At 67.6% G+C, this 14,708-nt stretch carries 15 protein-coding genes; 10 read left to right on the top strand and 5 right to left on the bottom strand.

Annotation, left to right across the window (positions count from 1 at the left end):
• Window positions 1-23: 23 nt before the first annotated feature.
• Complete coding sequence (locus ACIQK7_RS00310) at window positions 24-2,279, top strand: polyribonucleotide nucleotidyltransferase (protein WP_403020060.1); 2,256 nt, start codon at window positions 24-26, stop codon at window positions 2,277-2,279.
• A 68-nt stretch (window positions 2,280-2,347) separates the two neighbouring features.
• On the opposite strand, the gene ACIQK7_RS00305 is transcribed toward ACIQK7_RS00310, so the two are convergent.
• Window positions 2,348-2,653, bottom strand: a complete 306-nt coding sequence (locus ACIQK7_RS00305; protein WP_403020057.1) for a hypothetical protein — start codon at window positions 2,651-2,653, stop codon at window positions 2,348-2,350.
• A 121-nt stretch (window positions 2,654-2,774) separates the two neighbouring features.
• Here ACIQK7_RS00305 and ACIQK7_RS00300 point away from each other — a divergent pair, with 121 nt between their 5' ends.
• Entirely contained in the window at window positions 2,775-3,686 is a 912-nt protein-coding gene (locus ACIQK7_RS00300) for an aldo/keto reductase (RefSeq protein ID WP_403020055.1), read from the top strand.
• Window positions 3,687-3,695: 9 nt separating this feature from the next.
• Here the strand turns inward: ACIQK7_RS00300 and ACIQK7_RS00295 are convergent, their stop codons facing one another.
• Window positions 3,696-4,367 carry a TetR/AcrR family transcriptional regulator gene (locus ACIQK7_RS00295; protein ID WP_403020053.1) on the bottom strand — a complete coding sequence of 224 codons (672 nt, stop codon included), beginning with the start codon at window positions 4,365-4,367 and terminating at the stop codon, window positions 3,696-3,698.
• 358 nt (window positions 4,368-4,725) lie between these two features.
• Between ACIQK7_RS00295 and ACIQK7_RS00290 the strand changes: the two genes are divergently transcribed.
• Window positions 4,726-6,102: a M16 family metallopeptidase gene (locus ACIQK7_RS00290; RefSeq protein WP_403020051.1), complete on the top strand. Its 1,377-nt coding sequence runs from the start codon at window positions 4,726-4,728 to the stop codon at window positions 6,100-6,102.
• A 7-nt stretch (window positions 6,103-6,109) separates the two neighbouring features.
• On the top strand, window positions 6,110-6,712 hold the full coding sequence (locus ACIQK7_RS00285; protein ID WP_403020049.1) for a histidine phosphatase family protein: 603 nt from the start codon (window positions 6,110-6,112) through the stop codon (window positions 6,710-6,712).
• On the opposite strand, the gene ACIQK7_RS00280 is transcribed toward ACIQK7_RS00285, so the two are convergent.
• The gene (locus tag ACIQK7_RS00280; protein WP_403020047.1) at window positions 6,706-7,209 is read right to left on the bottom strand and encodes a GNAT family N-acetyltransferase; all 504 of its coding nucleotides are present in this window, start codon (window positions 7,207-7,209) and stop codon (window positions 6,706-6,708) included. The two genes, ACIQK7_RS00285 and ACIQK7_RS00280, sit on opposite strands and share 7 nt — an antisense overlap.
• 55 nt (window positions 7,210-7,264) lie before the next feature.
• Between ACIQK7_RS00280 and dapB the strand changes: the two genes are divergently transcribed.
• Genes dapB through ACIQK7_RS00260 form a run of 4 tightly spaced genes read left to right on the top strand, consistent with a single transcriptional unit; the run spans window position 7,265 to window position 9,804 of the window.
• A complete protein-coding gene (gene dapB / locus ACIQK7_RS00275; protein WP_403020046.1) occupies window positions 7,265-8,017 on the top strand; it encodes a 4-hydroxy-tetrahydrodipicolinate reductase in 753 nt (250 codons plus the stop codon).
• A 2-nt stretch (window positions 8,018-8,019) separates the two neighbouring features.
• Entirely contained in the window at window positions 8,020-8,469 is a 450-nt protein-coding gene (locus tag ACIQK7_RS00270; protein ID WP_325209019.1) for a hypothetical protein, read from the top strand.
• Between the two features lie 10 nt (window positions 8,470-8,479).
• Complete coding sequence (locus tag ACIQK7_RS00265) at window positions 8,480-9,289, top strand: thymidylate synthase (protein ID WP_403020043.1); 810 nt, start codon at window positions 8,480-8,482, stop codon at window positions 9,287-9,289.
• On the top strand, window positions 9,286-9,804 hold the full coding sequence (locus tag ACIQK7_RS00260) for a dihydrofolate reductase (protein WP_403020041.1): 519 nt from the start codon (window positions 9,286-9,288) through the stop codon (window positions 9,802-9,804). The genes ACIQK7_RS00265 and ACIQK7_RS00260 overlap by 4 nt, the downstream gene beginning before the upstream one ends.
• Before the next feature lie 25 nt (window positions 9,805-9,829).
• On the opposite strand, the gene ACIQK7_RS00255 is transcribed toward ACIQK7_RS00260, so the two are convergent.
• The gene (locus ACIQK7_RS00255) at window positions 9,830-11,497 is read right to left on the bottom strand and encodes a SulP family inorganic anion transporter (protein WP_403020038.1); all 1,668 of its coding nucleotides are present in this window, start codon (window positions 11,495-11,497) and stop codon (window positions 9,830-9,832) included.
• Window positions 11,494-11,838 (bottom strand): metalloregulator ArsR/SmtB family transcription factor, encoded by a 345-nt coding sequence (locus tag ACIQK7_RS00250; protein WP_325209005.1) that lies wholly within the window; start codon window positions 11,836-11,838, stop codon window positions 11,494-11,496. The genes ACIQK7_RS00255 and ACIQK7_RS00250 overlap by 4 nt, the downstream gene beginning before the upstream one ends.
• A 94-nt stretch (window positions 11,839-11,932) precedes the next feature.
• Here ACIQK7_RS00250 and dapA point away from each other — a divergent pair, with 94 nt between their 5' ends.
• Entirely contained in the window at window positions 11,933-12,910 is a 978-nt protein-coding gene (dapA, locus tag ACIQK7_RS00245) for a 4-hydroxy-tetrahydrodipicolinate synthase (protein ID WP_403020034.1), read from the top strand.
• Window positions 12,911-12,989: 79 nt separating this feature from the next.
• Window positions 12,990-14,666 (top strand): ribonuclease J, encoded by a 1,677-nt coding sequence (locus ACIQK7_RS00240; RefSeq protein ID WP_403020031.1) that lies wholly within the window; start codon window positions 12,990-12,992, stop codon window positions 14,664-14,666.
• Window positions 14,667-14,708: the final 42 nt, after the last annotated feature.

Below are 14,708 nucleotides of genomic sequence, written 5' to 3'. Positions count from 1 at the left end.
GGTAAACAAAGGAGAAGCCCTTAATGGAGGGTCCAGAGATCAAGTTCGCCGAGGCCGTTCTCGACAACGGCAAGTTCGGCAAGCGCACCATCCGCTTCGAGACCGGTCGTCTCGCGCAGCAGGCACAGGGTGCCGTTGCTGCATACCTCGATGAAGACACCATGCTGCTGAGCGCGACGAGCGCCGGCAAGCAGCCGCGCGAAGGCTTTGACTTCTTCCCGCTCACGGTCGACGTCGAAGAGCGTTCCTACGCCGCGGGCAAGATTCCCGGCTCGTTCTTCCGCCGCGAGGGTCGCCCCTCGACCGAGGCCATCCTCGTCTGCCGCCTGATCGACCGGCCGCTGCGCCCGTCCTTCGTCGACGGCCTCCGCAACGAGGTGCAGATCGTCATCACCGTCCTGAGCATCGCTCCGGGCGAGTTCTACGACGCCCTCGCGATCAACGCCGCTTCGGCGTCGACGCAGATCTCGGGCCTGCCCTTCAGCGGCCCGATCGGTGGCATCCGTCTCGCGCTCATCGACGGCCAGTGGGTTGCATTCCCAACCGTCGAGCAGCTCGAGGGTGCCGTCTTCGACCTCACGGTCGCCGGCCGTCGCGTCGTCGACGCGCAGGGCAACGAAGACATCGCCATCATGATGGTCGAGGCCGAAGCCACGGAGGGTTCGTGGAACCTCATCCAGGGCGGCGCCATCAAGCCCGACGAGACCGTTGTGGCACAGGGCCTCGAGGCGGCCAAGCCGTTCCTCATGCAGCTCGTCAAGGCACAGTCTGAGCTGGCCGCGCAGTCGGCCAAGGAGATCCAGGACTACCCGGTCTTCACCGCCTACGACCAGGGCACCTACGACGCGGTCGCCGAGCTCGCGCAGGAGCGCCTCGCCTCGATCTACCAGATCGCCGGCAAGGTCGAGCGCCAGGACGCGGATGACGCGCTCAAGGCCGAGGTCAAGCAGGCCATCGCCGCCAAGGTTGAGGCAGGGGAGCTTCCCGCCGAGGCCAACGGCCAGGTGTCTGCCGCCTACAAGTCGGTCACCAAGAAGATCGTGCGCGACCGCATCCTCACCGAGGGCGTGCGCATGGACGGCCGCGGCCTCGCTGACATCCGTCCGCTCGACGCCGAGGTGCAGGTCATCCCGCGCGTGCACGGCTCCGCGATCTTCCAGCGCGGCGAGACGCAGATCATGGGCGTCACGACGCTCAACATGCTGAAGATGGAGCAGCAGATCGATTCGCTGAGCCCGGTCACCAAGAAGCGCTACATGCACCACTACAACTTCCCGCCCTACTCGACCGGTGAGACCGGCCGCGTTGGTTCGCCGAAGCGTCGCGAGATCGGGCACGGCTTCCTCGCCGAGCGCGCCCTCGTGCCGGTGCTGCCGAGCCGCGAGGAGTTCCCCTACGCGATCCGCCAGGTGTCCGAGGCTCTCGGCTCCAACGGTTCGACCTCGATGGGTTCCGTGTGTGCATCGACCCTGTCGCTGCTCAACGCGGGTGTGCCGCTGCGCGCTCCCGTCGCGGGCATCGCGATGGGCCTCGTCTCCGACGAGGTCGATGGCGAGACGCGCTATGCGGCGCTGACCGACATCCTGGGTGCTGAAGACGCGCTCGGCGACATGGACTTCAAGGTCGCCGGCACGAGCGAGTTCATCACGGCCATCCAGCTCGACACCAAGCTCGACGGCATCCCGTCGTCGGTGCTCGATGGTGCGCTCAAGCAGGCGAAGGAGGCCCGCACGGCCATCCTCAACGTGCTGAACTCGGCGATCGACACCCCCGACGAGATGGCGCCCACCGCGCCTCGCGTCATCTCGGTGCAGATCCCCGTCGACAAGATCGGTGAGCTGATCGGCCCGAAGGGCAAGACGATCAACCAGATCCAGGACGACACGGGCGCCGACATCTCAATCGAAGACGACGGCACGGTCTACATCGGTGCGGTCGACGGCCCCTCGGCCGAGGCGGCCCGCATGGCGGTCAACGCCATCGCGAACCCCCTCAACCCTGAGGTCGGCGAGCGCTTCCTGGGCACGGTCGTGAAGATCGCGACCTTCGGCGCCTTTGTCTCGCTCATGCCGGGCCGCGACGGCCTCCTCCACATCTCGGAGGTGCGCAAGCTCGCCGGTGGCAAGCGTGTCGAGAACGTCGAAGACGTGCTCGGCGTCGGCCAGAAGATCCAGGTCGAGATCACCAAGATCGACGACCGCGGAAAGCTCTCCCTCGCCCCCGTCATCGACGAGGCCGAGACTGCAGAGGCTGCAGAGGGCGAGTCGCAGGAGGGCTAGTCCTCCGGCACAGCCCAGCGGATGCCCGTCTCGCGTTCCCCAGGAACGCGCGGCGGGCATCCGTCGTCTTAAGCGGCGAAGACCGTGATCCAGCCGACCGTCATGAAGATGAGCACGATGGCGATGGTCAGCACCGCGAGCAGCCCGAGCTTGAGACGGCTGCGGGCCACGCCGAATCGGATGGCGACCATCGCGAGGTAGGCGATGACGATCGAGACCATGCCTGTTGTCGCGGCGCCGAGCGGCGGTAATTCGCGCATGAACCAGAGCATCACGAGGCAGAGTGCGGCGATCACGCCGGCGACGATGAGCCAGGTGCGCCCCGAGTCGCTTGTCAGCGCCTCCTGTCGGGTGACCTTCTGTGATTCAGACATGGTGACCTCCTCATCCCAGCTTGCCACCGAAGCCTGTTGGGTGCCCGGGCGTTCGACCCATGCGCCATTCGCGCCCGGCCGGGGGTGTATGGAACCGTATATCGCCAATAGGTTTGGTCTCATGCGAGCGATCACCGGCACAGGTCTGTCGGTCGCTCCCGTCGGCGTCGATGGCGGAGTATTCGGTTGGGTCTCGGGGCAGAAGGAGACCGCGTCGATGCTCGACGCCTTCCGTGACGCGGGCGGCAATCTCATCTACACCGCCGACCATTTCGCGGGTGGGCGCAGCGAGGTCATGATCGGCTCGTGGCTGCGCTCGCGCGGCTCGGCAGGCATGGTCGTGGCGACAACGATCGGGCGACATCCGGATGCCCGCGGCCTCGCGCCCCGCATCGTCGCCCGGGCGACCGAGGCCTCCCTGCGGCGCCTCGGCGTCGACCGTATCGACCTCCTCACGCTCGACGGGGACGACCCGACCGTGCCGCTGGACGACACCCTCGAGGCGCTCGACATGCTCTGCCGCGCTGGCAAGGTGGGGCACGTCGCGGTGCTTGACCATGCGGCCGCCCGCATCCGGGCGATTGATACGCGCTCCGAGGAGGCGAGGTACCCGCGGGTCGCGGCGATCTTCAACGAGTACTCACTCGTCACGAGGGGCGCGTTCGAGCGGGAGCTGGCGCCGTATGTCGCGACGACCGGCACGGCGTTCTTCGCTCGTCGTCCGCTCGCGCACGGGTTCCTCACGGGGCTGTACCGCGACAAGAGCGCCGCGGTGGATTCACCGATCTGGTCGAAGGCGCTCGCTCACATCGACCGAAGGGGCCTCCGTGTGCTTGACAGGCTCGAGATCATCGCGAAGGAACATGACGCCTCTCCAGCCCGTGTCGCGGCTGCCTGGGCGATCTCGAAGCCGGGCGTGACTGCCGCTGTCGTCGCGGCACATTCGACCGAGGAGCTCCTCGACGTCATGCAGTCGCGGCAGATGGCGCTGACTCGACAGCAAATGGCAGCGCTCGACGCAGCCTCGGATTGATCCTCGTCGTCAGAGGCCGGCGAGGCAGTGATCGCCGAGCCGGGAGAGGGCGGCGGTCGTGGCGACGGAGTCGCCGACATAGCCACCAACCATCGCTCCGTCGCGCACGAGGATGAACTCGTCCGCTGCGTCGCCGGGCAGCGGATGCCTCGCGAGGCGGAACTGCTCTGAGATGAAGGCCGTGTACCAGTCACGATGGGTCGTGACGATCGTGCGCACGGGATGCGAGGCGTCGGGGAACTCACCAGCCGCGTTGATGAAGGGGCAGCCGCGGAAGTCGTCGCGCTGCGCGTCGCGCTGCAGGTGTGCAACCAGTGCGTGCAGCGTCGAGGCGCCATCTCCGGCGTCGGCGGCGAGCGCATTGACGGTCGCGACGGCCTCCTCGTGCACACACTGCATGTAGGTGAGAATGAGGGCGTCCTTGGAGCCGAAGTGCTTGTAGAAGGTCGCCTTCGTCACGCTGGATTCGGCGATGAGCCGATCGATCCCGACCGAGCGGATGCCCTCGTAGTAGAAGAGGCGCATGGCTGTCGCGAGGATGCGTCCCCTGGCTCCTGGGCCGGAGGCGAAGACCGGCGCGGTCGCGTCGGAGGGAATGCTCAGCCCCGTGCGTGGAGGGTCGGTCGAAAGGGCACTCGAGGAGCCGCGCTGCATTGCGCCGCCCGCTTCGTCTACAGCCACGACCTGACTCCCTCGGGGTTTGGCTAGATGATCACTGGTGCGAGAGCGGGCTCCGGCGGAATCTCGGGTCTTCCGCCGGAGCACGTCGCGATTCGGGTTCGCGGGTGTGATTCTCGACTATTGCAGGCCTTGGTGCAGGCCCCCCCCACCTCGGGTTTGGTGGAGCCGGTTCCCGGGGCGTGCCCCGTGTTCCTGATGAGTTCAGGCTAGCAAGATCGACGGGGACAGACAGCTCTGTATGTCGGCGTTCCGGGGTACATTTCCCAGTTTCCGGGGGGCATTTGCTCGCACCCGGACAATCGCGAGCGCGGGGCGGAGCGGGGACGTCGTGCGAAGCACGTGCCGTAGGCTCGAAGTGATGAACGGCGCGATGCAGCTACCCCTCTCGGCGGGAGATCAGACCTACGAGGCGGCAGGTGGATGCCTCGTCAGGCGCAGTGTCCTGCCATCCGGCCTGCGCATCCTCACGGAGCGGGTGCCGTCCGCTCGCAGCGCCACAGTGGGGTTCTGGGTGGCGGTCGGCTCGCGCGACGAGGAGCCGCACGCGGTCGGTTCGACGCATTTCCTTGAGCACCTCCTCTTCAAGGGCACCCGCTCTCGCAGCGCGCTCGACATCGCCGTCGCCTTCGACGAGGTTGGCGGCGAACACAATGCCGCGACGGCCAAGGAATACACCTGCTACTACGCGAAGGTGCGCGACACCGACCTGCCGATGGCAGTTGAGGTGCTTGCCGACATGATCACCTCGTCTCTTCTCGACCCTGTCGAGTTCGAGACCGAGCGCGGCGTCATTCTCGAAGAGCTCGCGATGGCCGACGATGACAACGGCGACTACGCGGGCGAGCGATTCTACGAGGCGATCTTCGGCGAGCATCCGCTCGGCCGGCCCATCGGCGGTAACCCCGAGACGATTGCCGCCGTCTCGCGCGATGCCGTGCACGCGCACTACCGCGCGCACTACGCGCCCCACGACCTCGTCGTGACGGTCGCGGGAGCGGTCAACCACGACGAGTTGGTCGCGGCGGTCAAGCGTCACCTGTCGGCGGGCGGGTGGGACCTGGGCGTCGAGCGCGCCTCCGCCCCCAGGCGCCCGCCTGCCGCAGGTGCCTGGGTTCCCCAGGCGCGGAGCCTCGTGGTCGAGCGTCCGAGCGAGCAGGTCAACCTCTACCTCGGCGTCCCTGCACTACCGGCGAGCGACGACCGCCGCAGCGTGCTCACGGTGCTCAACTCGGTGCTGGGCGGCAGCATGTCGTCTCGCCTGTTCCAGCAGGTGCGCGAACGGCGGGGCCTTGCCTATGCCGTGTACTCCTTCGCCTCGAGCTACTCCGATGCGGGCGTGTTCGGCCTCTTCGCCGCCTGTTCTCCCGCCAAGGCAGGCACGGTGGCCGAGCTCATGTTCGATGAGTTCCGCGGCGTCGCGAGCGGTGGCATCACCCAGGGCGAACTCGATCGTGCCCTCGGCCAGCTGGCAGGAGCATCCGCCCTCGCCCTTGAGGACTCAGACACGCGGATGTCGCGGCTCGGCCGGGCAGAGATCATGCTCGGCGAGTTCCTCGACCTCGATGAGGCGCTGCGTCGACTCTCTCTCGTCACGACGGATGCGGTGGCCGAGTTGGCCGACGAATTGTCGCGAGGCCCTGTCGCGCTCGCGGCGGTCGGCCGGGTCGACGACGCCACCTTCGAGGGCATCCACGCTCGAACCCGCCCGCAGTTCACCACAATCGAAGGAGAGTGAGACGACGATGTCCCACTTCATTTATCTCGTCCGTCACGGCGAGCAACAGGACGCCGAGCACGGCCTCCCCGACGGGCCGCTCTCGGCGCGTGGAAAGCGTCAGGCGACGCTCATCGCTGATCGACTGAGCGGGGTTCCGTTCACGAGCGTGTTCCATTCGCCGCTGCAGCGGGCAGAGGACACGGCGAACACCATCACGGAGCGCCTCCCGGGCATCACCTCAGAGCCGTCTGCTCTTCTCTTCGATTGCGTGCCCTCGGGGCCCGGCGCAGACATGCCCGCCGCCTTCGAGCCGTTCTTCGGTTCCGTGACGGAGGCGCAGATCGAGGCAGGCGAGGCCCAGATGGCCGACGCGATCGGCGAGTGGATGACCCCGTCGCTCGAAGACCGTCACACGCTCCTCATCACGCACAACTTCGTGATCGCTAATTTCGTGCGCGAGGTCTTCTCCGCCTCCTCGTGGCGATGGATGGGCATCAACCAGGCGAACTGCGGGCTCACGATCATCCGGGTCCGCACCGTGAAGGCTCCCGAGCTCATCACGCACAACGACCTGGGCCATCTCCCGCCGGAGCTGCGCACGGGGCTGCCCGTCGACCAGCCCTACTGAGGGGTGTCGCGCACGGCCTTCCCGTACCAATTGTTGGCGTTGGGGTTGTCGTTGTAGGGCTCGATCGTCTGATAGCCGGCCTTGCTGTAGAGGCGGGCGGCTGACTCGAGGCTCGCGTTCGTGTCGAGCACGACCTCGTCGGCGCCGAGTTCGACGGCCCGCCGCTCAAGCTCTGCGAGGAGGGCCGCTCCGAGCCCGGTGCCGCGCGTGTGCGGCTGCACGTAGAGGTGCTTGACCTCGAAGCGGGCCGCACCCGTCTCAGAGGGGGCGATGCGCCGGATGCCACCGCATCCGACATCCGCGGCGTCCCCTGCGAGGTCCTCGCCCTCGACGATCAGGAACACGCCTCGCGGCGGCACGAAGTCGTCGGGGGAGGGGAAGACCGTGCGGTACGCCTCCGGGCCGGCGGGGAATGACTCCGCGCGGGCGGAGAAATACTCGGTCAGGAGGGCGAGGGCGTCGTCGTCGGCGACGCTCGCTTCGCGGAAGACGGGCATGCCTCCAGCTTAGGAGCCGAGATCGACGTCGGGCGGTCCTTGGTAGATTTGCCCCATGGCATCAAAGGTCGCCGTCGTCGGCGCGAACGGCAGGATGGGCTCACTCATCGCACGCATCGTCGAGCAGGAGCCCGGCCTCGAGCTGGTGGCGTCCATGAACTCGTCCTCATCCCTCGAGGAGATGCTCGCGGCCGACCTCGTCGTCGATGTCACGCGCCCTGACGTGAGCGCCGACGTCGTCGAGTTCGCGGTGCAGCACGGGCGGAAGGTGCTCGTCGGCACCTCGGGCTGGTCGGCGGAGCGCATCCAGGGCCTCAGTGGCGCGCTCGCAGCGGCGCCCGAGGCGGGCGTCATCATCATCCCCAACTTCTCGCTCGGCTCTGTGCTGGCGACCAGGCTCTCGATGGTCGCATCCCGCTTCTACGACTCGATCGAGATCCTGGAGGCCCACCACGCCGGAAAGGTCGACTCGCCCTCCGGCACGGCCGTGCGCACCGCCGAGCTCATGGCGAAGGCGCGCAGGTCGCAGGGGCCCGTCGAGGCGCCGCACATCGACCAGCTCGCTCGCGGCCAGCAGGTGGCGGGCATCCCCGTGCACAGCCTGCGCTTGCACGGGGTCGTCGCCCGCCAGGAGGTCATCTTCGGCGGCACGGGGGAGCTCCTGAGCGTCGTGCACGACACGATCTCGCCCGCCGCCTACGAGCAGGGCATCCGACTCGCGCTCGCGGCCCTCCCCGATGCGGTCGGTGTGACCGTCGGGCTTGAGCACCTGCTCGACCTCGGTGCGCTCACGGCTGACGAGGCCTGATCGTGGTCAAGAAGCTCGGCGTCGTCGTCATGGCGGCCCTCCTCGTGCTCTACATCTGGGCGGTCGGCCAGCTGGCGGTCACCCTCATCCTCAGCGGCGATGCCGTCGCGGCCGTGATGGGAGCGGCCCTCGCGGTGCTGCCCCTGATCGCAGTGTGGGGGCTCGTCAGCGAGGTGCTCTTCGGGGTGCGCAGCGAACGTCTCCTGGCACGCCTGGAGCACGAGGGCCGACTGCCCGAGCACTCGGTGCCGGTCCGCGCGAGCGGTCGGCCGATCCGCGAAGCGGCGGATGCCGCGTTCCCCGCCTACAAGGCCGAGGTCGAGGCCTCTCCCGAGTCGTGGCAGTCCTGGCTGCGCCTTGGCCTGGCCTATGACGCGAGCGGCGACCGCCGACGCGCACGCCAGGCGGTGCGAAGGGCCATCGCCCTCGCCCGCAACGATCGCGAGAGGTAGCATCAAGCCGATGAGCGCGACGATCCCCACACCCTACGAGGACCTCCTCCGCGATGTCCTCGACAACGGCACCCACAAATCCGATCGGACAGGAACGGGCACGCGAAGCGTGTTCGGCCGACAGATCCGGTTCGACCTCGCCGAGGGCTTTCCCCTCATCACGACCAAGCGGGTGCATTTCAAGTCGATCGCGCTCGAGTTGCTCTGGTTCCTTCGGGGCGAGAGCAACGTCGGCTGGCTGCAGGAGCGCGGCGTCACGATCTGGGACGAATGGGCGGATGCCGCGGGCGAACTCGGTCCCGTCTATGGTGTGCAGTGGCGCTCCTGGCCGACGCCGAGCGGCGAGCAGATCGACCAGATCAGCGAGGTGATCGAGCAGATCCGCAGCAATCCCGATTCGAGGCGTCTGATCGTGTCGGCATGGAACCCTGCCGACGTTCCCTCGATGGCGCTCGCGCCGTGCCACGCGCTCTTCCAGTTCTATGTCGCCGATGGCAAGCTCTCGTGCCAGCTCTACCAGCGCAGCGCCGACATGTTCCTCGGCGTACCCTTCAACATCGCCAGTTACGCGCTGCTGACGCACATGGTGGCGGCGCAGACGGGCCTCGAACTCGGTGAGTTCGTGTGGACGGGCGGTGACTGCCACATCTACGACAACCATGTCGACCAGGTAACCGAGCAGCTCACGCGGGAACCGTATGCCTCCCCGACGCTCCGCATCGCGGGGCAGCGGGAAAGCATCTTTGACTACGAGTACGAGGACTTCACGGTGGAGAACTACCAGCACCACCCCGCGATCAAGGCGGCGGTTGCCGTATGACGAACCCCAGGATTGGCCTGATCTGGGCCGAGGCGGAGGGCGGCATCATCGGCCGCAACGGCATCATGCCGTGGAACGTGCCGGAAGACCTCGCACGCTTCAAGCGGGTCACACTCGGCGGGCCGGTCATCATGGGCCGCAAGACCTGGGACTCCCTCCCACCGCGCTTCCGCCCGCTGCCGGGTCGACGCAACATCGTCGTGACGCGCCAGAGCCGATGGGCCGCAGAGGGCGCCGAGGCGGCCCCCTCGGTCGCGAACGCGCTCGTCATGGCCGCTGACGACGTCGATCCGGATGACATGGCGTGGGTCATCGGCGGCGGCGAGATCTATGCTGCCGTGATCGACGAGGCCGAGCGGCTCGAGGTGACCGAGATCAGGGCCGTCTTCGAGGGCGACGCCAAGGCCCCCGTGATCGGGCCGGAGTGGAAGGTCGTGCGGTCGGACCCCGAGGAGGGCTGGCACGAGTCCCGTTCGGGGCTCTCCTACCGCTTCGTGAGCTACGAGCGCGCCTAAGTCGTGCCGAACTGCAGGGCGTTCGTCAACGCCCAGCGACGAGCTCTCGTGCATAGGTGATCGCCTGCGGGGTGTGCTCGAACACCCTGCCGGTCTCCCGCAGGTGGGGCGCGACGTCGAGCGTGCGCAGCACGCGGCTGTGCACGGGGTCCACTCCCGAGATGAGCACCGCGATCCCGCGGGCCTCGAGGCGCCGCACGGCGTCGTCGAGGATCGTCGCGCCCGTCGCGTCGAGTGTGGAGATGCGCGACATCCGCAGGATCACGACATCGACATCCGAGACGCCGGTGAGCTCGAGCAGGAAACGGTGGGCGGCACCAAAGAACAGCGGCCCGTCGAAGCGGTAGGCGACGATGCGGTCCGACAGCAAGGCGAGTTCCTCCGCGCTGTGGTCGCCACGGTCCTCCTCGAGCGGTACCTGCTCGAGGCGGGCGCTGCGCGAGACGCTCCCGAGGGCCAGCAGGGCGGCAACGATGACGCCGACAACGACGGCCGTGACCAGATCGACCGCGACCGTGATGGCGAAGGTGAGGATCAGCACGATCGCGTCGGCCCGCGTCGCGCGCACGAACGCCCAGATCGACCCGAAGCCGATCATCTGCACACAGGTCGCGAGGAGCACGCCCGCGAGCGCGGCGAGTGGAACGTGGCCGACGAGGCCGGAGGCGGCGTAGATGACGACCAGGAGCACGAGGGAGTGCGTGATTGCGGCGATGCGTGAGCGGGCGCCCGCCCTCACGTTGACCGCGGTGCGGGCGATCGCTGCCGTCGCGGGAACACCACCGAAGAAGGGCACCGCGATGTTGGCAAGGCCCTGACCGAGGAGTTCACGGTCGGGGTCGTGCCGTTCGTTGACGCTCATGGAGTCGGCGACGGTGGCGCAGAGGAGGCTTTCGAGGGCCGCGAGGGCGGCCACCGCGAGGGCCGAGGGGATGAGGGCTGCAACGGCGGAGAGGTCGATGAAGTCAGCAGTGGGGGCGGGGATGCCCGCGGGAATCGCGCCGATCGTGGGCAGGCCGAGGTCGAAGAACTCCGCGATGAGCGTCGCAACGATGATCACGAGAATCGAGGCGGGAACCGCGGGGAGGAGCCTCGCGCCGAGGAGGATGACCGCCGCAACCCCGAGCGTCATGAGCAGGGGTGTCACGTCGATGTCGGTGGTCCATCGCGCCACAGCGTCGCCAGCGATGGCCCAGACCTGTTCTCCCTCGCCCGGGTCGAGCCCCAGCATGGAGGGAACCTGCTGCAGCACGATGACGACCGCGATCCCCGCGGTGAAGCCCTCGATGAGCGAGGTCGGCAGCAGGCGCACGGCGCGGCCAATGCCCGACACCGCGAGCGCGACGAGGATGATGCCGGCCATGACGCCGACGAGTAGCACGCCCTGGGCGCCGAAGTCGTGCACGACGGGCAGCAGCACGACCGTCATGGCCCCCGTGGGGCCGGAGATCTGCAGGTTGCTGCCGCCGAAGACGGCCGCGATGATGCCCGCGATGACGGCGGTGGTGAGTCCCGCTTCTGCTCCAAGGCCGGATGCGACGCCGAAGGCGAGCGCGAGCGGCAGGGCCACGACCGCGACCGTGAGGCCCGCGACGAGGTCACGCCCGGGGGACCGGCGGGCCGCGTGCAGGTCTGCGGGGCCGGGCAGTAGTGAGCGCAGCCGCCCTCGCCCTTTCGGCTGTTGCTCCGTCATGGCCTGCGGTCGAGGCTCTCGAGCATCTCGCGGGAGTCGCGGAGGTTGCTCACGATGATCTGCCGCGCGATCGCGAGGAGTTGCGACATCCGCTCGTCCCGAAGCGCGTAGTGGATGCTGTTGCCCTGCCGCCTGGTCGTGACGACCCCCGCTCGGCGCAGCACCGCGAGCTGCTGCGACAGTGTGGACATCTCGAGATCGACCATGCCGGCGATCTCGCCGACGGTTCGTTCGCCCTCAGAGAGTGCCTCCAGCACGCGGATACGGGCGGGGTGGCCCATGGCCTTGAAGAGCTCTGCCTTGACCTGGGCGACGGGCAGATCGGAGGTTGGCAGGTTCATGCATCCACTATATATGAATATTTGGAACTATTGAAACTGGTCTCGGTGTCGTCTCGATGGCTCGGATGCCGCGTGCGAGCGGTAATCTCGGTGTGTGAGCTCTCTCGACAATCCCTTCGGCCAGGTACTGGTAGCCCTCGTCACGCCCTTCACGGCAGACGGTGAGGTCGCGTGGGATGACGTCGAGAAGCACATCGATGATGTCGTGAGCGGGGGAGCGGACGGCATCGTCGTCACGGGCACGACCGGTGAGACGAGCACCCTGACCGACCCTGAGAAGATTCGCCTGGTCGAGGTGGCGAAGGCGGTTGCGGGTGATCGCGCCAAGATCATCACGGGTGGTGGCTCCAACGAGACAGCACACGCGATCGAGCTCTACAAGGCGAGCGAGAAGGCTGGCGCTGATGGCGTCATGATCGTCACGCCGTATTACAACAAGCCGACCCAGGCCGGAATCCTGACCCACTTCCGCCTCATCGCCGATGCGACGGATCTTCCCGTCATTCTCTACGACATTCCGGGCCGCACGGGCGTTCCCATCCGCTACGAGACGATTCTGCGAGCGGCGCAGCACCCCAACATCCTCGCGGTCAAGGATGCCAAGGGTGACTTCTCGGAGGTCAGTCGGGTGCTCAACCAGACCGATCTCATGTACTTCTCGGGCGACGATGCCAATGTGCTGCCACACCTGGCGATCGGCGCGACAGGGCTCATCGGCGTCACCGCGAACATTGCGCCCGCCCCCTACCGCGTCATCGTCGACGCGGTCAACGCTGGTGACCTGACCACCGCGACTGTCGCCCACAAGTCACTCGAGCCCCTTGTCCGCGCCACGATGACCCACGTCCCGGGCACGGTCGCAGCCAAGTACATCCTGCACGGTCTCGGGCGCATCGGCTCTCCTCGCGTGCGGCTGCCCCTCGTGGGCCCGGAGGACTTCGAGGCCGCCGTGATCGAAGACGAGCTCGCGCTCGTCGGCGACATCCCTGGTCTCGACCTCGGCAACTTCCGTCCCGACCGCAACGCGGCGGCCGGCGGTGCCCTGCCCAAGGTGGCAGGCACGACTCGCTGACCAAGCAGCGACCCACAACTTCATACCGGGGGCTAGCGGCCCTTCCATCGGCCTGCGGGCCGCGACACCACAGGACGCCATGAACTCACACATCTACGCACCCGCCAAGCTCAAGCCAGGAACGCTCCGGGTCATCCCGATCGGCGGTCTCGGCGAGATCGGCCGCAACATGACGGTCTTCGAGATCGACGGCAAGCTCCTGATCGTCGACTGCGGCGTGCTCTTCCCCGAGGAGCACCAGCCCGGCGTCGACCTCATCCTTCCCGACTTCACACCCATCCGCGACCGACTCGACGACGTGCTGGGCGTCGTGCTCACGCACGGCCATGAAGACCACATCGGCGCCGTTCCCTACCTGCTGCGCCTGCGGCAGGACATCCCGCTCATCGGCTCGAACCTCACGCTCGCGCTCATCGAGGCGAAGCTCAAGGAACACCGCATCACGCCGTACACCCTCACGGTCAAGGAGGGGCAGAAGGAGACGTTCGGTCCCTTCGATCTCGAGTTCGTCGCCGTGAACCACTCGATTCCGGATGCCCTCGCCGTCCACATCACGACCGTCGCCGGCACCGTCCTCCACACGGGCGACTTCAAGATGGACCAGCTGCCCCTCGATGACCGCATCACCGACCTGCGCGCCTTCGCGCGCCTCGGCGAGGCGGGGGTCGACCTCTTCCTCCCCGACTCCACCAACGCGGATGTCCCGGGCTTCACCGCGCCCGAACGGGGCATCGGTCCCGTGCTCGAGTCGGTCATCGCCAAGGCGCCGCGCCGGGTCATCGTGGCGAGCTTCTCGAGCCACGTGCACCGCGTGCAGCAGGTGCTGGATGCCGCCCACGCGAACGGGCGAAGGGTCGCCTTCATGGGCCGGTCGATGGTGCGCAACATGGGCATCGCGGCCGAGCTCGGGTACCTCAAGGTGCCCGAGGGGGTGCTGATCGACCAGAAGAAGGCCGACCAGCTGCCAGACGACAAGATCGTCTACATGAGCACGGGGTCGCAGGGCGAGCCCATGGCGGTGCTGGCCCGCATGGCGAACCTCGAGCACAAGATCGAGATCGGCAAGGGAGACACTGTCATCCTCGCGTCGAGCCTCATCCCGGGCAACGAGAATGCGGTCTACCGCGTCATCAACGGTCTCACCAAGCTGGGCGCCAACGTCGTGCACAAGGGCAATGCCAAGGTGCACGTCTCCGGCCACGCGAGCGCGGGGGAGTTGCTCTACTGCTACAACATCCTGAAGCCCAAGAACGTGCTTCCCGTGCACGGTGAATACCGGCACCTGGTCGCCAACCAGCAGCTCGCGGTGCAGACGGGCATCCCGGAGGAGAACACGATCATCGCCGAGGACGGTACGGTCATCGACCTGCGCGACGGCGAGGCGACCGTGGTCGGCCAGCTCGACCTCGGGTACGTCTACGTCGACGGCTCGACCGTCGGTGAGATCACGGATGCCGACCTCAAGGATCGCCGCATCCTCGCCGAGGAGGGCTTCATCTCGATCTTCGCCGCGATCGACGCACAGACGGGCCGCGTCATCGTCGGGCCGGAGATCCAGTCCCGCGGCTTCGCGGAGGACGAGGCCGTGTTCGACGCCGTCAAGCCACAGGTGGTGAAGGCCCTCGCGGAGGCCGCCGAGAACGGCACGCGCGACGCTCACGCCTTCAGCCAGGTCATCCGTCGCACGGTCGGCCGCTGGGTCAACACGCAGCACCGTCGCCGGCCCATGATCGTCCCGGTCGTGATCGAGGCCTAGAGCGGTATCCCGACCACGCCGCACCCCTAACCGGCCTTCGTC

Origin of the sequence: Salinibacterium sp. GXW1014, from assembly GCF_044769865.1 — a bacterium.
Lineage (GTDB): Bacteria > Actinomycetota > Actinomycetes > Actinomycetales > Microbacteriaceae > Homoserinimonas.
This window is presented reverse-complemented; position numbering and strand designations above follow the sequence as displayed.